This is a genomic window from Gulosibacter chungangensis (genome assembly GCF_008831155.1).
Taxonomy (GTDB): domain Bacteria; phylum Actinomycetota; class Actinomycetes; order Actinomycetales; family Microbacteriaceae; genus Gulosibacter; species Gulosibacter chungangensis.
In genome coordinates, this window is the sequence record NZ_WBKB01000001.1 from 419,713 (window position 1) to 441,127 (window position 21,415).

At 62.5% G+C, this 21,415-nt stretch carries 18 protein-coding genes; 8 read left to right on the plus strand and 10 right to left on the minus strand.

Going from position 1 to position 21,415, the window contains the following annotated elements; genetic code table 11:
• The first annotated feature begins 28 nt into the window (after nt 1-28).
• Nucleotides 29-1,282 carry an acyl-CoA dehydrogenase family protein gene (locus tag F8O05_RS01900; RefSeq protein ID WP_158051042.1) on the plus strand — a complete coding sequence of 418 codons (1,254 nt, stop codon included), beginning with the start codon at nt 29-31 and terminating at the stop codon, nt 1,280-1,282.
• Nucleotides 1,283-1,329: 47 nt separating this feature from the next.
• Here F8O05_RS01900 and F8O05_RS01905 read toward each other — a convergent pair whose 3' ends face one another.
• The 6 genes from F8O05_RS01905 to dnaK all read right to left on the minus strand — a co-directional run bounded on the left by F8O05_RS01905 (nt 1,330) and on the right by dnaK (nt 8,643).
• Nucleotides 1,330-3,306 (minus strand): DUF2207 family protein, encoded by a 1,977-nt coding sequence (locus F8O05_RS01905; RefSeq protein ID WP_158051043.1) that lies wholly within the window; start codon nt 3,304-3,306, stop codon nt 1,330-1,332.
• Nucleotides 3,307-3,384: 78 nt separating this feature from the next.
• Entirely contained in the window at nt 3,385-4,323 is a 939-nt protein-coding gene (locus tag F8O05_RS01910; protein ID WP_158051044.1) for a D-alanyl-D-alanine carboxypeptidase family protein, read from the minus strand.
• A gap of 164 nt (nt 4,324-4,487) precedes the next feature.
• Nucleotides 4,488-4,952, minus strand: a complete 465-nt coding sequence (locus tag F8O05_RS01915) for a heat shock protein transcriptional repressor HspR (protein ID WP_158051045.1) — start codon at nt 4,950-4,952, stop codon at nt 4,488-4,490.
• A gap of 36 nt (nt 4,953-4,988) precedes the next feature.
• On the minus strand, nt 4,989-5,978 hold the full coding sequence (locus F8O05_RS01920) for a DnaJ C-terminal domain-containing protein (RefSeq protein ID WP_158051046.1): 990 nt from the start codon (nt 5,976-5,978) through the stop codon (nt 4,989-4,991).
• Between the two features lie 82 nt (nt 5,979-6,060).
• The gene (locus F8O05_RS01925; RefSeq protein WP_225735675.1) at nt 6,061-6,783 is read right to left on the minus strand and encodes a nucleotide exchange factor GrpE; all 723 of its coding nucleotides are present in this window, start codon (nt 6,781-6,783) and stop codon (nt 6,061-6,063) included.
• A gap of 3 nt (nt 6,784-6,786) precedes the next feature.
• Nucleotides 6,787-8,643, minus strand: coding sequence for a molecular chaperone DnaK (dnaK, locus tag F8O05_RS01930; protein ID WP_158051047.1), 1,857 nt, complete (start codon nt 8,641-8,643; stop codon nt 6,787-6,789).
• A 326-nt stretch (nt 8,644-8,969) separates the two neighbouring features.
• Between dnaK and F8O05_RS01935 the strand changes: the two genes are divergently transcribed.
• Nucleotides 8,970-10,430, plus strand: coding sequence for an MFS transporter (locus F8O05_RS01935; protein ID WP_192496986.1), 1,461 nt, complete (start codon nt 8,970-8,972; stop codon nt 10,428-10,430).
• Between the two features lie 101 nt (nt 10,431-10,531).
• Here F8O05_RS01935 and F8O05_RS01940 read toward each other — a convergent pair whose 3' ends face one another.
• A complete protein-coding gene (locus F8O05_RS01940) occupies nt 10,532-11,302 on the minus strand; it encodes an SDR family NAD(P)-dependent oxidoreductase (RefSeq protein WP_158051049.1) in 771 nt (256 codons plus the stop codon).
• Nucleotides 11,303-11,467: 165 nt separating this feature from the next.
• Here F8O05_RS01940 and F8O05_RS01945 point away from each other — a divergent pair, with 165 nt between their 5' ends.
• Together F8O05_RS01945 and F8O05_RS01950 are read left to right on the plus strand one after the other, a co-directional pair.
• A complete protein-coding gene (locus tag F8O05_RS01945; protein ID WP_158051050.1) occupies nt 11,468-11,986 on the plus strand; it encodes a hypothetical protein in 519 nt (172 codons plus the stop codon).
• Nucleotides 11,987-12,056: 70 nt separating this feature from the next.
• Nucleotides 12,057-13,502, plus strand: coding sequence for a DUF2252 domain-containing protein (locus F8O05_RS01950; RefSeq protein ID WP_225735676.1), 1,446 nt, complete (start codon nt 12,057-12,059; stop codon nt 13,500-13,502).
• Between the two features lie 6 nt (nt 13,503-13,508).
• Here F8O05_RS01950 and F8O05_RS01955 read toward each other — a convergent pair whose 3' ends face one another.
• Entirely contained in the window at nt 13,509-14,933 is a 1,425-nt protein-coding gene (locus tag F8O05_RS01955; protein ID WP_158051051.1) for a hypothetical protein, read from the minus strand.
• Between the two features lie 142 nt (nt 14,934-15,075).
• Here F8O05_RS01955 and F8O05_RS01960 point away from each other — a divergent pair, with 142 nt between their 5' ends.
• Nucleotides 15,076-16,626, plus strand: a complete 1,551-nt coding sequence (locus tag F8O05_RS01960; RefSeq protein ID WP_158051052.1) for a hypothetical protein — start codon at nt 15,076-15,078, stop codon at nt 16,624-16,626.
• A 35-nt stretch (nt 16,627-16,661) separates the two neighbouring features.
• Here the strand turns inward: F8O05_RS01960 and F8O05_RS01965 are convergent, their stop codons facing one another.
• Complete coding sequence (locus tag F8O05_RS01965) at nt 16,662-17,171, minus strand: GNAT family N-acetyltransferase (RefSeq protein WP_225735677.1); 510 nt, start codon at nt 17,169-17,171, stop codon at nt 16,662-16,664.
• Nucleotides 17,172-17,447: 276 nt separating this feature from the next.
• Here F8O05_RS01965 and F8O05_RS01970 point away from each other — a divergent pair, with 276 nt between their 5' ends.
• Nucleotides 17,448-18,137, plus strand: a complete 690-nt coding sequence (locus tag F8O05_RS01970; RefSeq protein WP_158051054.1) for a PIG-L deacetylase family protein — start codon at nt 17,448-17,450, stop codon at nt 18,135-18,137.
• A gap of 8 nt (nt 18,138-18,145) precedes the next feature.
• On the opposite strand, the gene F8O05_RS01975 is transcribed toward F8O05_RS01970, so the two are convergent.
• Entirely contained in the window at nt 18,146-19,462 is a 1,317-nt protein-coding gene (locus F8O05_RS01975) for an LLM class flavin-dependent oxidoreductase (protein WP_158051055.1), read from the minus strand.
• Nucleotides 19,463-19,556: 94 nt separating this feature from the next.
• Here F8O05_RS01975 and F8O05_RS01980 point away from each other — a divergent pair, with 94 nt between their 5' ends.
• Together F8O05_RS01980 and F8O05_RS01985 are read left to right on the plus strand one after the other, a co-directional pair.
• Nucleotides 19,557-20,513 (plus strand): HpcH/HpaI aldolase/citrate lyase family protein, encoded by a 957-nt coding sequence (locus F8O05_RS01980; RefSeq protein ID WP_158051056.1) that lies wholly within the window; start codon nt 19,557-19,559, stop codon nt 20,511-20,513.
• A 142-nt stretch (nt 20,514-20,655) separates the two neighbouring features.
• The gene (locus F8O05_RS01985) at nt 20,656-21,411 is read left to right on the plus strand and encodes a cysteine hydrolase (protein WP_158051057.1); all 756 of its coding nucleotides are present in this window, start codon (nt 20,656-20,658) and stop codon (nt 21,409-21,411) included.
• The last annotated feature ends 4 nt before the right edge of the window (nt 21,412-21,415 follow it).

Here is a 21,415-nt window from a genome sequence, read left to right on the forward strand (position 1 = left end):
TCGCAGCCGCAGAAAGCGAGCATCCACCATGACCGAAACTCTCACCCTCACCCAGGCGCCCGAGCAACTGCTCGACCGCTGGCAGCACGCCTCCCGCCCCACCGACCACGCGGGGTGGCTCGCCCGCGCGCTGGAAGTCGCGGACATCCTCGCCGCCGATGCGCTTGAGCGCGACCGCGCCAATCAGGCACCTGTCAATGAGGTGCAACTGCTGAAGAACGCCGGGCTCGTCACCGTACTCGGCCCCATCGCACACGGCGGAGCAGAACTGCCTTGGCATGTGGTGAACAAAATCGTGCGGATCATCTCGCGTGCCGACGGCTCGATCGGACAGCTGCTCGGCTACCACTACCTTTGGGCTTGGGCGGTGCGGCTCGTCGGCACCGAAGCGCAGATCGCGGCGGTCGAGGAGCTCTACACGAGCAATAATTTCTTCTTCGGCGGCGCCGTGAACCCGCGCGATAGCGACCTGAAGATCACCGAAGAAGCTGGCCAGCTCGTGTACAACGGCCACAAGTCATTCTCGACCGGCGGTCGCGTTGCCGACCTCACGGTGCTCGAGGGAGTTCTCGACGGCACCGAAACGCATATCTTCGCGATCGTGCCGACCCAGCAGCCCGGCATTGTGTTTGCCGGTGACTGGGATAACCTCGGCCAGCGGTTGACCGAGTCCGGTTCGGTCGAGATCAAGGATGTGCGGGTCGATTGGTCCGGTGCAGCGGGCTTCGTGGACCGCGAGTTCCAGCCGCTGGTGTACAACACGCTGAATGTTCCGGGGCTGCAGGCGGTGTTCAACAATATTTATCTCGGAATCGCGGAGGGTGCGCTGGCCAGCGCCGCGGCCTACACCCGCGAATACACGCGCGCGTGGCCCTTCGGCGGCGAGGACAAGCAGCACGGTACGGAAGAGTTTTATGTGCTGGAGGGCTACGGCCAGCTCGCCTCTAAGCTCTGGGCGGATGCGGCGCTCATCGACCAGATTGACCTTGAGATCAGCGAGGTCCTGCACGCGCCGCGTGAAGAGCTCACTGAGCGTCGTCGCGGCGAGGTCGCGGTGCGAGTCGCGGCCGGCAAGCTGCGCATCATCGAGGATGGCCTCGAGATCGCGAACAAGATCTTTGAACTCACCGGTGCGCGTGCGAGCGCGAATCGGGTGGGCTTGGACATTTACTGGCGGAACCTGCGCACGCACAGCCTGCACGACCCGCTCCCCTATAAGAAGCACGAGGTTGGGAAATTTGTCTTGGTGAATGAGATCCCGACCCCGACTTGGTATAGCTAAGGGATGCGCCGGTGGCGGTGACGGGGGTTCGGCGGCTTCCCTGCCGGTTAGCGCCCGCCGACTGAACCGCCACCGAAACCGCCACCGGCTGAGCCGCCGCCCGAGTAGGAGTCGGAAGAACCGCTGTATCCCGAGCTCGAGGTGTCCGGTGGAGTGGAGATCGCCGCCGTGCTTCGTACCGAGTCCAATGTGGTCGACAGATCCATCGCGCCGAGGTCGGGAATCCAGCTCGGCGAGTAGTTCTCTTCGCGGTAGCGCACCTGCAGTCGTTGCGCCCAAGACTTCGTGAGCCCGAAGAGTTCGGCATAGGGCAACAAACCCTCGTACACCTCAATCACTTCGCGACCCGTGACGGCGCCAGCCCCACCGCGACCGGCAGTCTCGCCGTGAACACCAGCTATACGACGCTCCGCAGTCTCGGCACCCTGCAGCATTTCGAGCCGATCCTGTTCCGCGAGCATGATGTACTCCTGCAGCCCGAGCAGCTCAGCTTGCAGGATCTTGCCTTCCGGGGTGAGACCGGTTGCGGTGATTGCGCTGTGGATCACAAAACCGATACTGACCAGCGCGGCGGCCGCGAGGAAGAAGCCAACGAGCGGCAACGCCATGAGATCTTCGCTGACGTGCGCCCAGGCAAAAAATACCCAAACGTAACTCGCCACTACCAGGCCCAGCACCGCGGCGAAGAGCCAGTTTCTCCGGGCAATTTCGGCGGAGTGTCCAATCAACCCGTCCGCGCGAGCCTGCTTCTGGATATCTTCGAGGAAGGACACCCAGCGCTGGCCCATGCTGTATTCGAAGCTGTGGATTGTGCGAAGGTCACCTTCGCTCGTGATCCGCAGCACCTTGCGCAAGAATTTGCGGGATTCCGCAGGCAAATTCGTCAGAGCGCCGACTAATCGCACCGTGGTTTCGTTGCGTTTCCCGCTCGAGTCAGTCTCCAGCGTGACGACGTCGCGAACCGCGGCGAACAGGATGCTCGCGGCGAAGGTTTTCTTATTGTCGGGCTTTCGGCCTTCGCGCAGTAGCAGTCCCGCGAGCACCGGGGGAATTTCGGAACGGTAGCGGGTGATGACTGGCACATCCACCGCGGTTTCGGGATTTCGACGCCGCCGCACCCATAACCAAATCAGCAATCCAGCCAGGATGAGCGAGACGAGGAATACCGCCGCGGCAATAACCTGCCCGAGGTTGAGCCCGCCGAAAACACCGGCGTGCTGCACCGCATCCTGCTCGAACTGGATGTCGAGCGTGACGTCGTCTTCCCCGAGGTTCTCTTCGGCAACAGAGATCGTCGTCACGTCACCATCGGCTGTCACCGAGAGGTCACACTGTCGTTCGGAATCGCCGAAACCGTCCATATAGCAGCGGACATCGAGCCCTTCGAAGCCTTCATCGGGTTCGCGATGGCGAGGTATTGGGCTGACCTTCGACCACAGCTCGCTCGGCATCCGCACTTCCGCCGAAAACGCTTCAATATCTTGGCTGCGATAGGGCGGCACAAGGTTCGGGGCGTACTGCAGGCCGTCGGTGTAGTGGAGATCGCGCAGCGTATTGACCAGGTCATACCGAATGACATAGGTGGTTTCACCGTGTACAAAATTGTCATCGCCGATTGCGATCAGCACGTCCTCGGCGCCGTGCTTTTGCGAGGTACTGAACGGTACCGGGTTCCCCGCTCCATCGGTGACCGAGAGATTCTCGAACCGCATTGTTTGCGAACTCATTTTTACGGGAATGCCACGCACGAGACCCCGGTTCTGATCCTCCTGCGGGAATCGCGCGGTGATCGTCTCAGTGAAGGCAGAACGCACCACTTCGCCGCCCAGCGGGCCCCGCTCCACCGTCACGTCAATTTCAGTGCGCCAGCTCGCGAAGTCGAAGTTGTCCACATTCGCCTGTGCCGGCCGCGGCCCGACAAAGAGCAGCACGAGCACCATGAGGGCGCACAGCAGCACAGCGCCGACAAGTGGAGTGCGTCGGGCCGTGGTCAAACGCGCGCGGGCAAGATGCTGGGCAGACATATCCCCATTGTGGCCCGAGCCACCGACAAGCGTCGCGCGAACGTCGAAAGATCCGCTTAGGGGCGGACGCCGCGTCCGCTAGTCGTAGTCCGGCGCCGCATCTGCGCCGAGGAATTCCTCATAGGTCGCCGCACCGGACTCGTGGAAGTCGGCCGCCGCATCCACCCCGATAAAGCGGTAGTGCCAGGGCTCATACTCGTAACCGGTCACTGCGGTCTCCCCCTCGGGGAAGCGCAGGATGAAACCGTACTGCCAGGCATTTTCGGCAAGCCACTGACCGGCGAGCGTGTCACCGAAGCACCCGTCCAAGATGCAGAACGGGTCGGAGTCGGGAGCCGAGATATCGGCAGCGAGCCCAGTTTGGTGCTCGCTATAACCGGGGCGAGCGCTCGTGGAGTCGGCCGCTTCCTGCCCCTGCTCCTCGACGTAGCCGTCGTAAAGGTGCGTTTGCAGGTCATAATCGCGATAGCCGCTGGTCATGTCGAGCACGTGTCCAGCTTCGGCTGCCGCCGCGAACATTTCCTTCACCGCGAACGCCGCATCGTGTCGCAGCGCGTGCTCGTTGATCGAAGAGACCCCGATCTCGTTCATGTAGACGAGGTCATCCGGCGCATAGTCGGCCGGGTCGAGCGGCACCTGCTTGTTGACCAGCACGGTGATGCTGGATGCGGTGGTGATGTCGTACTGCGGCGTCGCCTCGGTGTTACCGGGGTCGGTCGGGGCACCAGTGGTGCTCTCGGCGGATGCGGTCGCTTCATCCCCCGTTGGGTTGGCTCCAAGGTCGGTTGAGTCCCCATCAGCGGACGTGAAAGAAGGCGTCACGGTGAGCGTCAAACCGTGCGAACTATTGGCCGTGGGCGGCGCGATGCTGAGCGGTTCGCTGGGCGAACCCCAGCCGGATGCGATGCCAATACCCGCGGCGGTCGCGGCGAGGAGCGCAACGCTCGCGATCACGCGCGTGACCTGTGGTGCCTTAGATTTGGTGGGCGGCGCGGCGTCCTCGTGCTCGGTCGTCACCTAGCGGTCTCCTCAATAACGTGCTGCTGCAGGGCTCAATGCTGCGGGCTAAAGATTTCAGGCCTCAAGTTTCAAGCCTTAAGTAACTGGACTCAAACGAGCCCGGGCTAGCTTTCCACATTCCAGCGAAGTCCACATTCAGACTTCCCGACCGGATGCGTCGTTTAGTCCTCGTCCTCATCCTGCTCGGCCGCGTAGCGCGCGGCAGCCCGAGGGTTCCACAGCACGACCTCGCTGCGAGCCCGCACCCGATGACCGCGCGCGATCGCGACGATCTCGCCGTGCCCGGCCGCGAAGACCCGCTGGCGCTCGAGACGTTCCTCGGCAAGCTCATGCTCGAGTTCTCGCATCCGCTTACGAAGGCCGCGAACTTCTTCGCGCAACTCAACGATCCGCAGAATGCCCTCGAGGCTCACGCCCGCTTCTGAAAGCTCGCTAATCTCGCGCAGCTTCGCGATGTCCACGAGCGAATACCGCCGGACGCGACCCGAGGTGCGTTCGGGCACCACGAGCCCCATCCGGTCGTATTGCCGCAGTGTTTGCGGATGCATTTGCGCCAGTTCGGCAGCGATGGCGATCGAGAATACCGGGGCATCCTCATCAAGATTTGGCGTCGGTGGGATGGTCATCGCTGCCTCCTTTCTGGTGAGCAGTTATACGAGAGTTTAATTGCGAGCTTCGCGAAGCAGGTCATCGCGTGGATTGTCTTCGGGCGAAGCATCGATGAAGGCGTCGAGCGCCTTTTCTTGCTCGCTCGTGAGTCGGTTCGGCACGATCACACCGAGCTCGACGACCATGTCACCGGTCTTCGACTTGGTCTTCACACCGCGACCCTTCACGCGCAGCTTCTTGCCCGTTTGCGAGAATTCGGGGACGCGCACCTTGACAGTCTTGCCGTCAATGGTCGGCACCTCGATCGTCGCGCCACGCACGGCTTCCGCAAAGGTAATCGGCACCTTCACGACGATATTGTCACCGTCGCGCTCGAACACCGGGTGCGGTCGCACGGACACCTCGAGGATGAGGTCGCCGGGCTCGCCACCCTGGGGCCCCGGGGAGCCCTTGCCGCGCAGGCGAATCTTTTGGCCATCCTTCACGCCCGCGGGGATGCGCACGGTAATGACTCGGCCGTCACCGGCCTGCAGGTCGATCGTGTCGCCCTTGATCGCGGTCATGAAGTTGAGGGTGGTGGATGCGCGCTGGTCGTTGCCCTTTCGGGGACCAGCTTGGAAGCCCGCCGGTCCCCCGGCACCGCCACCGAACATCCCGCCGAAGAGGTCTTCGAACCCGCCGCCGGAGGTGGTGGTGTAGGTGCGACCGCTCTGGCCGTAGCCGCCCTGACCGAAAAGTCCCCCGAAGAGGTCCTCGAAGTTGCCAGCGCCGCCCGGACCGCCAGGACCGGCAGAGAAGCGCGCACCCGCACCCATGGCGCGAATCTGGTCGTACTCTTTGCGCTTTTCTTCGTCAGAAAGCACGTCATAGGCTTCGGAGATTTCTTTGAATTTCTCTTCGGCCGCTTTGTCACCCGGGTTGGAGTCCGGGTGATACTTACGCGCGAGCTTGCGGTATGTCTTGCGCAACTCGGCATCGCTGATGTCTTTGTCGACACCTAGCGTTTTATAGAAGTCCTTCTCGAACCAGTCTTGGCTCGCCATGCACTTCTCCTTTCAAAGTCTCGGTGTGTGTCATGTGCAAATGGGGGCACCCGCAGTAGCGAGCACCCCCATCCGGTACGCCTTATTCGGCCGGGACAAACACCGCGACCTTGGCGGGACGAATCTCACGTTCACCAATGCGGTAGCCAAGCTGGACCACGTCGGCGATGGTGTGTTCGGTTACTTCGGGATTCGGCAGCTGAGCGATTGCCTCGTGGATCGCCGGGTCGAAGGGTTCGCCCTTCTCGCCGTAAGATTCCACGCCGAGCTTCTCGATCGTGCCGTAGAGCTTCGCGACGATCACCTGCAGGGCGCTGCCCTCAGGAAGGTCGCCCGCCGCCTCGGCACGGCCAAGGTCGTCGAGGACCGGCAGCAGCTGGGTGACCACATTGGCCGTGGCCACCTCACCGAGTTCTGCCTTCTCACGATCGGTGCGACGACGGTAGTTGGTGTACTCCGCCTGTACCCGGCGCAGGTCATCGAGGCGCTCCCGCGCGAGGCGCGCATCCTCGGTCTCTTCGACAGCGGATGCGGCGTCCTCGCCGGGCAGATCAGAAGCAGTGGATGCGTTCATCGCCTCGTTGAGGAGGTTTTGCAGTTCCTCGTCCGAGATCGTCTCGCGCTCGGCGTCAGCCTGCGCGTCGGCTACGGCGTCCTCGACGTCGTTACCTGCCGCATCCTGGTTCGGCTCACGAACCTTCCCGGTCTCCGGGTCGATCCGTCGCTTATCGCGAATGATCGGCTCTTCGTGCTGGGCTGGGTTTTCGGACCCGCTGTTCTGCTCGTTACCCATGTTCTGGGTCACCGCCTACTTCTTGTCTTCGTCGTCTTCGTCAACAACCTCGGCGTCAACGATGTCGTCGTCACCGTCAGCCGTTGCCGCGGTCGGCTCCTGCGGGGCTTCACCTTCGGCAGCCTGCTGCGCGTAGATTGCCTCGCCGAGCTTCTGCTGCGACTCGTTGAGCTTGTCGAACGCGGTCTTTACTGCCTCGTCGTCATCACCGGCGAGAGCGGTCTTCAGTGCGTCAACGTCAGCCTGAACATCGTTCTTGACGTCGGCGGGAAGCTTCTCCTCGTTCTCCGAGATGATCTTCTCAACCTGGTAGACGGTCGACTCGGCAAGGTTGCGACGCTCGGCGGCCTCGCGGCGTTCCTTGTCTTCTGCCTCGTGCTCAGCAGCTTCCTTGACCATGCGGTCGATGTCTTCCTGCGGGAGGCTCGAGCCACCCGAAATGGTCATCGACTGCTCCTTGTTGGTGGCCTTGTCCTTCGCCGAGACGTGCACGATACCGTTCGCGTCAATGTCGAAGGTGACCTCAACCTGCGGGATTCCGCGCGGGGCCGGTGCGATACCGGTCAGCTCGAAGGTACCCAGCGGCTTGTTGTCGCGAGTGAACTCACGCTCACCCTGGAAGACCTGGATCTGCACCGAAGGCTGATTGTCTTCAGCCGTGGTGAAGGTCTCCGAACGCTTGGTCGGGATGGCGGTGTTGCGCTCGATGAGCTTGGTCATGATGCCACCCTTGGTCTCGATACCGAGGCTCAGCGGGGTGACGTCGATGAGGAGGACGTCCTTACGCTCACCCTTCAGCACACCAGCCTGGAGGGCAGCACCAACGGCGACGACCTCATCCGGGTTGACACCCTTGTTGGGCTCCTTGCCACCGGTCAGCTGCTTGACGAGCTCGGTGACGGCGGGCATACGGGTCGAGCCACCGACGAGGACGACGTGGTCGATGTCGCTGACCTTGACGCCGGCTTCCGCGATGACGTCGTTGAAGGGCTTCTTGGTGCGGTCGAGGAGGTCCTTGGTGAGCTCTTCGAACTTCGCGCGAGTCAGGCTCGCGTCGAGGTTTGCGGGGCCCTCGTTCGTGAGCGAGAGGTAAGGCAGCTGGATGCTGGTGCTGGTCGAGTTCGACAGTTCCTTCTTCGCCTGCTCAGCGGCTTCCTTGAGGCGCTGGAGGGCGATCTTGTCACCCGAGACGTCGACACCGGTCTGGCTCTTGAATTCGCCGATCAGGTAGTCAACAACGCGCTGGTCCCAGTCGTCACCACCGAGGCGGTTGTCACCGGCAGTGGCGCGCACCTGGATGGTCGAGAAGTCTTCGTCCTTACCAACTTCGAGGAGCGAGACGTCGAAAGTACCACCACCGAGGTCGAAGACGAGGATGAGCTCGTCTTCCTTACCCTTGTCGAGGCCGTACGCGAGCGCTGCTGCGGTCGGCTCGTTGATGATACGGAGGACGTTCAGGCCAGCGATTTCGCCGGCTTCCTTCGTCGCCTGACGCTCAGCGTCGTTGAAGTATGCGGGGACGGTGATGACCGCGTCGGTGACCTTGTCACCGAGGTAGGTTTCGGCGTCGCGCTTGAGCTTGCCGAGGGTACGCGCCGAGATTTCCTGGGCGGTGTACTTCTTGTCATCGATGCCCTGGGTCCAGTCGGTACCCATGTGGCGCTTTACCGATGCAATGGTGCGGTCAACGTTCGTAACGGCCTGGCGCTTGGCGGTTTCACCGACGAGCACCTCGCCGTCCTTTGCGAACGCAACGACCGAGGGGGTCGTACGCATGCCCTCGGCGTTGGCGATGACCTTCGGCTCGCCACCTTCGAGGACAGCTACAACAGAGTTCGTGGTTCCGAGGTCAATACCAACGGCACGGGACATGTGTTCTCCTTGTGGTTTTCGTAAATATTGGTCTGCGGTTCACTCCGCACTGCCGTGTTTCTCACTTGCGTGATGTGAGTGCGGCGGCGCCGGGAGCATGTACTTCCAAGACTCAGAAGCTCTCACTCGGCAACCTTGAGTGAACCTGACTCAAGTCTACTCTTGAGCCGAATCGTGTCAAGTTTGAAAGCTGAGAGTTGAGTGTATGAGACTCAGGTCTCGAAATCACAACTTGAGCGTTCATCGGTAGTCAATTAGCAACACGGTCGGGCTGTAGACGCCAAGCCGATACCCGGATGTCGTGGGCGCAGCCTAGAATCCGGATTGTGAGCACCTCGACGACGCCAGAGTCAGGCGATTCAAAGACGAAGACCTCCCTGCTGACCACGCAGGACGGTGAGCAGATTACCGTGAAGGAGCAGCGCCGTCGCGCCTTTGCTTGGCAGCTCTATGACGTGGGGAACTCCGCGTTCCAAGCGGTGGTGGTGACCTTTGTCTTCGCGACCTATCTCGCATCCGACTACTTCATCGACCCGGAGATCGTGGCCCTCGGCACCGCCAATCCCGAAGACTCGGCCTATCTTAACGCCCAGGCGGGCTCGCAGCAGATCATGAGTGGGCTCGATCTCGCCGCTGCAATCATCGTCGCGGTGATTGCTCCGGCGCTCGGTCGCTCGGCCGACGGGTCGAAGAAACGCAAGCTCTACCTCGCGCTCTTCTCGGGCGTGACGATCGCCTGCATGCTTGCAATGTTCTTTGTGTTCCCCGAGGCGAAATTCCTTGTGCTCGGCGCGACCCTGCTCTCGGTAGGCAAGGTGTTCTCCGACCTCGCGGAGGTCAATTACAACGCGATGCTCTCGCAGGTGTCGACCAAGCAGAACGTCGGTCGCGTATCCGGAACCGGCTGGGGCCTGGGTTATATCGGCTCGATCGTGCTGCTGCTGGTGCTGCTTGTACTCTTCCTGCAGGATTTCAACGGAGATGCGCCGGGCAGTGGCCTCCTCGCCGTCGCTTCGGGGCTCGATGGGGATGCGCTCAACATTCGCCTCGCGGTCGTGGTCTCGGCACTCTGGTTTATTTGCTTCGTAATCCCGCTGCTGCGTCGTGTCCCCGAAGCGGACGCAAAAGTTGGGGTCAAGCGGGTGAGCTTCTTCCAGGCCTATGGCGAACTTTGGAAGACAATCACCTGGCTCTGGAAGCACGACCGCAAGCTGCTGCAGTTCCTTCTCTCCAGCGCGATCTTCCGCGACGGGCTCGGCGCGATCTTTGCTTGGGGTGCCGTGCTCGCTGCCCAGGTCTACGGCTTCACGAGCAGCGAGGTCATCTACTTCGCGGTGGCCGCGAACCTCGCCGCTGGCTTCGGCACGCTCATCTCTGGCTATCTCGATGACCGATTCGGGCCGAAGGCCGTGATCATCGCATCCCTCATCTGCCTGCTGATCGTGGGCGGCACGATGATGTTCACTTCGAACGAGAAATCTGTGTTCTGGGTAGTTGGGCTGATCCTGTGCCTGTTCGTGGGCCCGGTGCAGTCCGCGTCACGTTCCTACCTTTCGCGTGCGGTGCCAGCCGGACACGAGGGTGAAATCTTCGGTCTCTACGCGACCACGGGGCGTGCAGCCGGTTGGATCGCGAACCTGCTCTACTTCGCATTCATCACCTGGATCATGCAGCCCAAGGCCGGTGTTTGGGGCATCCTCATCACCCTTGCGCTCGGACTCGTGCTGCTGCTCACGGTTCCTGCCAAACGCGGCGTCGTGAAACTCCAGCAAGCCGACCACCAGTAGCCCGCGCGACCGGGCCCTGTGCCCGACTAGCCGCTCAGAATCGGATGCTGGGCCCACGCAACTGCGTAGGCCCAGCATCCGTTATATAGAGGAATCGCTTGTTAGCGACCGACGTAACCCGCGTCCACGTGGAGGGTCGTACCCGTCACGTAGCTGGACTGGTCAGAGATCAGCCAGAGGCTACCCTCCGCGATTTCCTTGGCCTGCCCGAAGCGGTTGAGGAGCGAGAGCTGCGGCGCGTAGCTCGCCTCATCGAGGCCGAACTCCTCCAGCGCCCCGCGGAGCATCGGCGTATCGATCGCGCCCGGTGCCACCGTGTTGACCCGGATGTTGTGCTCGCCGTTCTCCATCGCCGCAACCTTGGTCATCCCGACCACACCGTGCTTGGCCGCGACGTAGGCAATGTTGTTCGGCTGCGGGCGGAAACCCGAAACCGACGAGATGTTCACAATCGAACCACCCTCACCCTGCTTAAGCAGCTGCTGCAGCTCGTACTTCATGCACAGCGCCGTGCCCTTGAGATCGATCGCCATCAGGCGGTCCCAGTAATCCTCATCAAATTCCGAGACCAAGGCATTGTCCGGAGTGAGTGCGGCGTTGTTCACCGCGCCATCCAAACGACCGTACTTTTCGACGGTGGCGGCCACCATCTGCTGCACCTGCTCGCTCTTCGAAATATCCACTTCCACGAAGGTCGCTTCGCCCCCGTTTGCGAGGATGTCATCAGCAACAGCTTGGCCCTTTTCGACGTTGAAGTCGGCAACGACAACCTTGGCTTTCGCTTCGGCAAAGAGTCTGGCGGTGGCTTCACCCATGCCCATGGCGGCACCGGTGACGATCACGACCTTGTCTTGGAGGACGGGATATGTCATTTCGGGTTCCCTGCTTTCTTCATTGGCGATGTGTTGGGGGTTGGCGCCCCTTCGCAGTCTTAGCTCACAACCCTGTGAACGACATCTGTCGGTGAAGTGCTGTGAGAAATCTCATCCTCGACATGTCATGATTCGATGAATTGACATAACCGGAGGCAAGTAAATATGGCACGCAGGAGAGGGCTTGACGGCGCTGCTCGCATCGCAACCGCGATCGAAGATCTCGGACCCCGCTCATTCGGTGGTTCCCTCGCGTGTTTTGGTGACATCCTCGGCGGTAGGGTCGACAACTATCACGAGCTCGTGGAAGTCCACGCCTTCAGCAAGCACCTCATTCTGCTCTTCGAAGACGGCGTCTCGGTGCACGTCTGGCGCCCCATGGGCCTCACGCTCGGTGTGCCCGGGCTGGCCATCGCGGGAGCATCCAAAGTGGTCCTCGAGGTGATGCCGTTTGGTGAGCACGGCGAAGGGACCGAAACTCGCAGCACCGAATACCTGGTGACCGACTCCGGCAAGGTCGAAATACGTACAAACGGGAACACAATCGGCCCCCGGTTCTGGCCGTTCGGACGCAAGAAACGCCAGCAGGTCGCCCCAGGGCCGGACCGGGCGCACGTGACCCTCGGCGCACCTGCCTTCGAAATCATTGATCACGTGGAGTACTTCACCCCGACGGATGCTTGAGCCGGCTGGTGTGGCCGGCGGCCTGCCTCACAGCAGTCCACCTCACAGCGTGGACGCTCATACTTGAGCGATGACGGCCACAGACGGCACTCCCCCGAGCTCAGACGATTGGCAACCCCGGAACGCAAAAGCTGACGCGACCCGCCGCATCCACCCCGCAAGTCGCGCTGAGCAATTTGCGATGGGCCGTGCGCTGCGAAAGCAGACGCCGCGAACCTCGCTCGCGCAGCGCACGCCAACCAGCCGTGACGCGGTCGCGCACTTAGAAGAGCAGAATCGGTCGCGGCTCGAGCACCTCATCCCGCTGCGTTTTGGGCGCATGCTCGCGAGCCCATTCGCGTTCTTCCGCGGCACCGCGGGGCTGATGGCGCTCGATCTTGCGCAGGATCCGCATTCGGGCATCCCGGTGCTCTGCTGTGGGGATGCCCACCTCAGCAATTTTGGGTTCTATGCTTCCCCCGAGCGGCGGCTCGTGTTCGACCTTAATGATTTCGACGAGGTCGCGATCGCGCCGTGGGACTGGGACGTCAAGCGGCTCATCACCAGTGTGATCGTGGGTGGCGAAGACCATGGCTTTGAGCAGTCCGAGATCCGTCGTTTCGCCCTCGCCGCGTTCTCGGCCTACGCAAGCAGCTTGCGGGCGATGGTTGAGCAGAGCCCCGTGCAACGCTATTTCGTGCAGCCACATATTGAGGCGATGACGGCGCAGATCGATAAGCAGACTCGCAAGGTGCTCGAGCGGTCAGTGGCTTCCGCACGCAAGCGCACATCCGAACGGGTGGTGCGCCGGAATACCGAGCGGGATGCGCAGGGCCAGTTGCGGTTTATCGAGCAGACGCCGCGGATGACCCGGCTCGATAATCTCAATGCGCCGCTGGTGGAACAGCTCTTTGCCGAGTACCGCGGTACCGTCACCTTCGATATCGCTTCAGTGTTGGCGCAGTACCTGCCCACCGACACGATCCGCCGCGTGGTTGGGGTTGGCAGCGTCGGCACCCGCTGCGCGCTGCAACTCCTCGAGGGCGCCGACGATGACACCCTCGTATTGCAGGTCAAGCAGGCCAATCAATCGGTGCTCGTGCAGTACGGCGGCTTTGCGCAGCCGCGGCGGTTGGTGGATGCGGTGGTACAGCGTGGCCAGGGCGCTCGCGTGATCAATGGGCAGCGGCTCTTGCAGGCTGTGTCGGATCCTTTCCTCGGACATCTTCGCTTTGATGACGCTGATTTCTATGTGCGGCAGTTTCACGACATGAAGGGTTCGGTGGAACTCTCGGAACTGGACGCCGAAGGTTTCCGTGACTACGGCATTCTCTGCGCGACCCTACTCGCGCGGGCGCACTCGCAGAGCCCGCTCGCAGCGCAGGTCGTGGGCTATATCGGTACTTCGAATACCGCCGCCGAGGCGATCGTGGATTGGGCGTTTGCGTATGCGGAGCAGTCCTTTGCGGATTACCGCGCACTGCAAGCGGCTGCCGAGTCGGGACGAGTTCCGGTGGCGGTCGAGTCGGATCGGTAGCTCGGGTTAGGGCTGGAGCGTCTCGATCACCTCGTCGAGGGCGACGCGATATTGCAGGGTGAACTGGTAGCCGGAGTGCGTTGCAACCTTCCACAGGTAGCCGTTCGGGTCAGTTTCGGATGCACCGCGATCGATGGGATTGTCTTTGTCACGGTAGCTATAGATAGGGAAGCCGAGGTAGTCGGTGCGACGCCAGAGGCTGCGCCAGGCCGGCTGTGGCTCTGAGCTTGCGCCCGACGTGAGCTCTTCACGAAGTGAAGGCCCGTAGCGGGGTTCAGTAATTCTGAGCCCAGCTAGGTCCTCGTGGAATTCGTGCAGCACCTGCCGGTTCCAGGGGTCGACAGAGAACAGCTGTGGCCCCCGAGTCGGCGGTACCCCGAGCACATCCGGACCAAGGACATCCGGAAAGATCCGCGAGAAGTAGGCGCGCAGCTGGATGCCGAAAGTGACAAGGCCAAGCCGGCCCCGTGCATCCGGTCGGGTGTCAGGCGGTGCAGATCGTTCCAGCTGGGAAGCATTCGCTTGAGCATCGTCAGCTTCATCTCTGCCGCCCGCTTGGCCGAGCGCCGCAAACAGCGTGGCGGTGGCGAGCACGCCACCCATGGAGTGCGCGGCAAGCACCACTCGGCGCTCCGTGTCACTCGGGTTATTCGGGCGGTCCGGGTCTTCCGGATGCTCTGGCGAATCGAGCCAGTCGAGGGTGCGGGTGCTCAACTCCGGGATCGCGCGCTCCCCGTAACAGGGTGGCGCGAAGGGGTGGCCAGCCCTCGGGAAGAAGCAGAGGATATTCCAGAGCAGTCCCAGCGGACGTTCCTTGCTCGAAGCAGCATTGGCGATCGCCATCACAATGGCCATGCCCGCGAGTGCGATCATGACCGTGAGCGAGGCGGCGATTGCCGCATCCACCACCGCGAGGAAACTCGCGCTGGCCGTGGCCAGGGTGCCGTCGCGAGCCACCAGGCTCACCAAAACCGCCGCATCCCTGACCGCCCCCGGACCGCTGAGCCACTCGCGGTCACCATCGGTGTTGCGGGTGATACGCCTGGTCCAATAGGCCACATTACAGAAGGCGAACGGCAGGGTCAGCAGCCACCCAATCTGCACGAAAATCGAGACGACCGCGGAGCCGAGCGAGCCTCCCGAGCGCACCATATTGCCCCAGGAATAGGCTTCGGTGCGAATGCGTCCGGGCTCGTCGGTGCGCGGCTGCGGTGTGTTCAGGTCACCGGCTTCGGGGGCGGTCGGGGATGCGGCGGGCTTCTTATAGGTCCAAAATCCGCCGAGCTCATCGCCGGCCACGCTCACGATCTCGTCACGAGGCACGCCCAGCATGGTTTCTGGCGGGGTATTTGCGATGCCGTGGATGCGCAATTCAAGAATGTGCGCGGCACGCTCTTTTGAGAATTCCTTGGTGTTGGGCTGCTCCGACATAACGACCCCCTTGTCGCAATTGCCTCAGGGGCAGGCGTTCTTTGAGTTTAGTTCCACCCCTGCGCTGCAACTACACAATCAGCGCACAAAACCGCTGATCATTGAAGAAACACAATGGAGTGGTGTGACCGTGAGGTGAATCATGGAATCCTCGGGACAAGTCAGCAGGGCAATTGGTCTTATCGCTGCACTTTTGACGCTCGGCGCTTATCTGTGGTGGTGGCTTTCGAGTGGAAATCCGCCGAATCCCATCACGATTACGCTCGGGGTTGCTTTGCTCGGGCTTATTGCGGTGCACGTGGTGCAGTTATCGCTCGGTGGTGGAGCACGATATTCTGCGGTGCTCACCCTGGTGGCGACGGGGCTGTGGGTGTTTCTGAGCGCGAGCCTGGTGGGGCTGATGTTCGCGGCCACCTTGATAGGCGGCGAGAAGTTAGTGTCATCGACCTTTACCGTGCAGATGCTCTATATCGCCGCGGGCATGGCGCTCTATGCTGTGGCACTGCTCGGTGTTCGCTATCGCTGGATTTTGCGGCCGCTGGCGCAGCTTTACAGTTCGGACATCACGTACCCGCTAGAACCAGATCCGCAGAACGAACGCGACGCGCAGCCAAAACAAGACACGCAGCACTATCCCCGCGTAAGCCCCTTCTCTGACGGTTATTTCATATATGAGTCGGACAGGGCGCGCGCTCGCCAGTTTGACCGCATCCGCAAAGCCTCCGGCGATGCGTTACTCGCCGAGGCCACGCATATCCTCGCTACCACGCGAGGAAATGAGGCCGTAAAGACGGATCGTGAGGCGCTCAGCAAACTCATCGCGAAGCTCGAATGCGCAAAGAAGGCAGCCGATAGCAGCTTCGACCCGACAGCCTGTATGGACCGCATTCGACGACTCACCACCATGATCCTTGTCACGGTCAGTTCGCCTTCACCACGCTTCGTTTATCTGATGAAGGTCCAGAACCAACTCGCGATTGTGGCATTGGTACTGCTTGTCGCAGTCGGTGCGCTTAGTGCCACCGGGTGGATCGTACCGATGACGCTTGCTGCAATCGCCGCACTCATCTTTCGAATTCGAAACCTGATGCCCGTGGGGGATCCCGAAAAATATGACGGTGGGGCGCGCTGGATGGCGCTGTTCATTACCCCGCTGCTCGGAGCGGTCTCAGCGGTGATCGGCCTCTACGCGGTTGCGGCGCTGGCCCAGGCAGAGTTGCTGAGCGATACCCTCGGCGCCAAACTCGGGCTCCCCGACGGCCTCGGCATCGAAACGAGCCCGCAGCATTTCAGTATCCTCGCTCTCGGTATCGCGATCGCGTTCGGCTGGTCCGCACGCCTCCTCGACACGATGCTTGCGAAGCTGAGCGATAGCGTCGCGAAGGTTGAAGAGAAGAAGGCGGATGCGGCGGCGAAGGATGCGTCCGCGGCAATAGCTGAGGCCGAAGCAGCGAAAGATGACTGCGATATTTGCGGTTCCAGGGAAGCAGAGAAAGCACCTGAGAAGGACAGTGCCGACAAGGCCAGAGTCCCTGGTGATAAGAAGGATGCAGGGAAGGACGCAAGTTCTGAGGAAGTTGCATCCGGCGGCAATGGGAAAACCGGTGACCCGCGTTCCAGTCCTCGGGTCATCCTTGTGACGGCCCATACGTTCCTTCGACGGCGGCGAGCACGAAACCCAAGGATTCCCTAGCCTCGGACGCGTGGAGTCCCCGAGCCTCGCCCCGGCTACCGTACCAACCGAATATCGCGGTAATCCCCACCGTCATACAGGTGGCCCCACGAGCGCGTGAACCACGGCTCCTCGCGCTGAAACCCGTGCTTGCGGTAAAACGCCTCCGCCCGGTCATTGCCGTCGAACATCCATAACCAGGCCGGTCGGTCAGCGATGGCCGCGTCGATCAGCGCGTGCCCGAGGCCGCTGCCGTACGCAACCGCGAGCGTGTAGCAAAGCTTCAGTTCAAGCGGCCTCGGTGCATCCTCACCGGAGGTTTCACGGACCAACGCGACTCCGGCCGGTTCACCATCGAGCGAGCCGAGCCAGGTTCCCGCGAGCGACGCCGCGTCGGCGAAGTGCTCGCGCCAGGTGTCGAGTTGCCATGCGAGGTTCGAGCGTTCCGCGACAAGCGCATCCGGAACGATGCCGGAATAGGTCTCCCGCCAGGTGCGGGCGAGGATGCTCGCGACAGTCTCGAAGTCGGCCGGCGTCGCGGGGCGGATGCTGATGTCGCGGGTCACGGGCAGGTTCCTTCGAATGCGTGTCGGGGCAGACCGGAATCGTATCGCTTCGAGGCGGTCCATGCCCGGAGGAACGTTCGTCTTTCCTCGCTATGCTCGGGGCCGCTGCGAGGTCACCGATCGGTTCATGAACCAACCGGTTGCCGAATAGCTCCGCAGCGCGCATCTCGAAACGGCCTGAACTTCGCGTCATTTCGATACGCCCGCGGGCTACTCAATGACCGGAACTCCGTGACCGCCGCACGCATCCACTACCGAACACCTTGAAGGAACTCCATGCCTACCGTTCTTGCCCTGCACGCCGCCACCGCCGATGTTCCGCTGCTTACCGGCGGCACGATTGCTCGCCTGACTGCGGAGGGCCGCCGCGTCGTGATCGTGACACTCACGGGCGAGGCACCCACCGCGATCGCGCAGCAGCTCGGGGCGGCGCGCGCCGAGACCCTCGGGTACGAGCTGGCACTCGAGGCCGAGTCGAAGGTGCCGGCGGTCGAGGCGACCGAGCGCATCCGCGAACTGCTTGCCGACGAAGAGATCGACCTCATCCTGAGCTACGACAAGATTGGTGTCGTCCACGAACCGACCCACGTGCGGGTGCACGAGATTGGTAACGCGCTTGCCGAGCAGCTGGGTGCCCCGACGGTTGAGGCCGCCCTCACGAAGGAACTAATCAACAAGGGCGCAGGCGTCGCCAAGACCTTGCGGAAGACCGTGTCGTTCAGTGAGGAGCAGTTGGCGCAGTTCGTCTCGAAGTCGGACCTCGCGTACGACATCCCCGCGAAGAAAGCTTTCGACACCAAGTGGGATGCGATGAAAGCCGCCGGTGGTGGTGCCGACCGCTTCTCGCAGCTGCTCGCGCGTGGGATGCAGTTCCCGAAACTCGTGGTCGGGTCGCTGTTCCAGCACGAGTACTTTGCGGCTGGCCAGGGACAGGCCCCGGAGTGGTTTACGTCGCTCGCGAAGTAGCTGGCAGACTAGCCGCGGTAGGGCAGCCCGAAGTGTTCGCGGAGAGTGGAGCCGGTGTACTCGCGGCGGAAGAGACCGCGGTCTTGCAGGATCGGCACCACATGCTCGGCGAACTCGCGCAGCTGGCCGGGGATCGTGTACGGCATCAGGTTGAAGCCATCGGCCGCACCGGATTCGAACCAGCGCTGCATCTCATCGGCCAGCCGCTCCGGCGAGCCGACGATCTGGTGGTGGCCGCGCTGCCCGGCAACCCGCTTCGCGAATTCCCGCAGGCTGAGGTTCTCGGTCTCGGCAATTCGCTTGTAGACCCCCAGGCGCGACTGGTGCCCCTGCACCGATTCCGGGTCCGGCAACTTCGGCACCGGGCCATCGAGCGGGTACTCCCGCAGGTCAATCTGCACCACGTCGCGGATGCTGCCGAGGATGTGTTCGGGCTGCACCGTGTCGAGGAAGGCCTCGTGCGCCCGCTTCGCTTCCTCATCGGTCGAGCCGACCACGTAGGAGAAGCCGGGTGTAATCAGTACTTCTTCCTGCGCGCGTCCTGCCGCGGTGACTTCCGCACGCAGCTTCGACGCGAAGTTCACTCCCTCTTCCAGTGTGGTCTGCGCGGTAAACACGATTTCGGCATGCTTTGCCGCAAACGCAACACCCCGAGCTGAGGATCCCGCTTGCACCCGCACCGGCTCACCCTGCACCGAACGCCGGAACTCCCCCGGGCCAGCCACCGTGAAGTAGTGACCCTTATGGTCAATCGCCTGCACCGACCCGGGTTGCGTGTAGGTGCCGGCTTCTCGATCCCAAGCCACCGCATCCTCACCCCAGCTGCAGCAAAGCTCGCGAACGACTTCAATCGCCTCTTCGGCGATCTCGTAGCGCTCATCGTGCGGCAGGTGCTCCGACTGGCCGAAGTTCTTGACGGTGTCGGGCGAATAGCTCGTGACGATATTCCATCCCGAGCGGCCCTTCGAAAGATGATCAAGCGCGAGCACGCTGCGCGAGATCAGGTAGGGGTGCTGGAAGGTGGTCGAGGCGGTCGCGATAATTCCGAGCTTGTCGGTGAGCGCCGCGAGCGCACCGCCAAGCGAGAACGGTTCGAACGCATCCACCGGCGGGCCGTACTGCCAGCTCTCATCCGCGCCCGCCGAAAGCTTGTCAGCGATGAAGAAGGCGTCGAACTTTGCGTCCTCAATGATGCGCGCGGCCTCGGCGTACTGACTGAGATCGTTGGTGCTGTGCGCGGGGATTTCTGGAAGCCGCCAGGCGGAAGCGAGCTGCCCGTGCGGCAGCGCGAAGAGGGACAGGTGGATCTGGCGGTCTTGGGACATGGTTCTCCGAGGTTCATGAAGCACGCAGCTTCGAGCTAATACGTTAGGCTTGCCTAACCTAACTTAGCCGCTTGTTTCGGAGACAGACAGCCCCATGACTCAGCCCGCCACTTCCCCGGTAGAGAACGCCGCCGGCAGGACCAACTCAGACAGCGTCGGCTCAGACAACGCCATCTCGAACAGCGCCGCCCGCGACCTCCCAACCTCGGACAGCGTCACCGCAGCCATCGCTCCCGAATACGCGCGCACGTGGCTGATGCGCTCCGGCCGGCCCGCGGTCACCTCAGCGTGGGATGCAACTGCGGCGGATGCGCTGGTAATCGATCTGGAGGATGCGGTTCCCCCGACCGAGAAACAGGCCGCGCGGGATGCTCTGGTCGCGGCATTCGCGTCCGGTCGCCGCGCGTGGGTGCGGATCAACGCGTTTGGCAGTGGTCAGTGGTGCGCCGATGTTGAGGAACTGGCGGCGCTCGACAACCCGGGTTCGCTCCTCGGCGTCGTGCTCGCGAAGACCGAGGCTCCGGAGCAGGTTGCCCGCACGGTAGCGACACTGCCAGGTGTGCTGGTGGTGCCGCTAATCGAGTCGGCGCGGGGCCTGCAGCAGGTGGACGCGATTGCTGAGGTTGGCGGGGTACTGCGGCTCGGCTTCGGGTCGGGCGACTTTCGGCGAGACACCGGGTTTAGCGTGGCCGATCACGTACTCGGCCACGCACGCAGTCGCATCACGGTAGCCTCGGCCGCGGTGGGCCTGCCGGGACCGATCGACGGTGGCGCGCGCGGCACTGATGAGCCTGCGCTACGTTCCCAAGCGGTGAACGCCCTCGACTTCGGTTTTGAAGGAAAGTTCGTGATCGACGAAGCACAGGTGCTGCCGCTCAATCAGGCCTTCGCACCAACGCCGGCCGCGGTGCAATCCGCTCGCAAGCTGATCGCGACGCTAGACCCCGAAAACCCCGCCACCGGTGATGATGCCCCGCAACTTGGCTTTGCCCACCGCATCCTCACCCGGGCCGCTGCCTACGGCCTGACCGAGGCTGCATCCCGCGAGTAGTTCGCAAAGACGACCTGCTGCGGGTGAGCCAGATCAGGCCTGGCCCGGAAAGTCACATATCTTCACGTTCGAGCACTCGCCTATTACTGAAGGCGGATCGTGGATACGGTGGGGCAGGTCCGTCCCTTATCGGAGGAGAACCGTGAGCACCGTAGCCCTCGAAACCCGCATCACCCCACTTGAGCCAGTCGAGCTCGACGCGGCAACCATCGCGAAGCTGCCGGCCAGCAACGTCGATGTGATTCCTCCACTGCACCCGCAGTGGCAGTCGCTCGACCTGCGTGAGGTGCTTTCGCGTCCCGCGGCGTTCGTATCGGTGAGCCAGTCGAACTCGCTGTACAAGCCAGGTGGTGTGCAGTACTCGGAGGGGCACGCTTACCGCGGCAGCCTCGAGGCGACTGTACGCTCGGCCAAGGCCGCGCGTCAGGCCAGCAATTTTGTTTCGTTTAACTGGGTCGGCTTCTCGGTGTTCCGCGATCAGTACCCGCAGACCGTGTTCGATGCGGCGCAGTACGACCACTGGACCGGGCACATCGACGCAACCCCGGAGCAAATTGCTTGGGATGACGCGCTCGTTGACGAACTAGCCGAGCTCGTCGAACCCAGCGACAAGCAGCTCAAGGAAACGGCCCTGCAGACCGCATTTGTCGGTACCGATCTGCCCGGTACCCTCGCCCGCAAAAAGGTCGAGGTCGTCGTGTTCACGGGCATCCACCTCGACTGGTGCGTGGAGGGCAACGCCCGTGCTGCGCGCGACCACGGCCTACTGCCGATCATCATTGGGGACGCGACCGGCACGCACGACCCCGCCGACGAAGCCGCCGCCTTCCGCCGGATCAACAATTTCTTCGCGCCGGTGATTAGCTCGGCACAGTTTGAGGAATTGCTGCGGCGCTAGTAGG

What these genes read in the sequence shown, in the direction of transcription:
- F8O05_RS01915 (WP_158051045.1), bottom strand. Translation starts at nt 4,952, where the DNA reads ATGACCATCCCACCGACGCCAAATCTTGATGAGGATGCCCCGGTATTC.
- F8O05_RS01940 (WP_158051049.1), bottom strand. Translation starts at nt 11,302, where the DNA reads ATGACATATCCCGTCCTCCAAGACAAGGTCGTGATCGTCACCGGTGCC.
- F8O05_RS01900 (WP_158051042.1), top strand. Translation starts at nt 29, where the DNA reads ATGACCGAAACTCTCACCCTCACCCAGGCGCCCGAGCAACTGCTCGAC.
- F8O05_RS01905 (WP_158051043.1), bottom strand. Translation starts at nt 3,306, where the DNA reads ATGTCTGCCCAGCATCTTGCCCGCGCGCGTTTGACCACGGCCCGACGC.
- F8O05_RS01970 (WP_158051054.1), top strand. Translation starts at nt 17,448, where the DNA reads ATGCCTACCGTTCTTGCCCTGCACGCCGCCACCGCCGATGTTCCGCTG.
- F8O05_RS01980 (WP_158051056.1), top strand. Translation starts at nt 19,557, where the DNA reads ATGACTCAGCCCGCCACTTCCCCGGTAGAGAACGCCGCCGGCAGGACC.
- F8O05_RS01920 (WP_158051046.1), bottom strand. Translation starts at nt 5,978, where the DNA reads ATGGCGAGCCAAGACTGGTTCGAGAAGGACTTCTATAAAACGCTAGGT.
- F8O05_RS01975 (WP_158051055.1), bottom strand. Translation starts at nt 19,462, where the DNA reads ATGTCCCAAGACCGCCAGATCCACCTGTCCCTCTTCGCGCTGCCGCAC.
- F8O05_RS01950 (WP_225735676.1), top strand. Translation starts at nt 12,057, where the DNA reads ATGACGGCCACAGACGGCACTCCCCCGAGCTCAGACGATTGGCAACCC.
- F8O05_RS01960 (WP_158051052.1), top strand. Translation starts at nt 15,076, where the DNA reads ATGGAATCCTCGGGACAAGTCAGCAGGGCAATTGGTCTTATCGCTGCA.
- F8O05_RS01955 (WP_158051051.1), bottom strand. Translation starts at nt 14,933, where the DNA reads ATGTCGGAGCAGCCCAACACCAAGGAATTCTCAAAAGAGCGTGCCGCG.
- F8O05_RS01945 (WP_158051050.1), top strand. Translation starts at nt 11,468, where the DNA reads ATGGCACGCAGGAGAGGGCTTGACGGCGCTGCTCGCATCGCAACCGCG.
- dnaK (WP_158051047.1), bottom strand. Translation starts at nt 8,643, where the DNA reads ATGTCCCGTGCCGTTGGTATTGACCTCGGAACCACGAACTCTGTTGTA.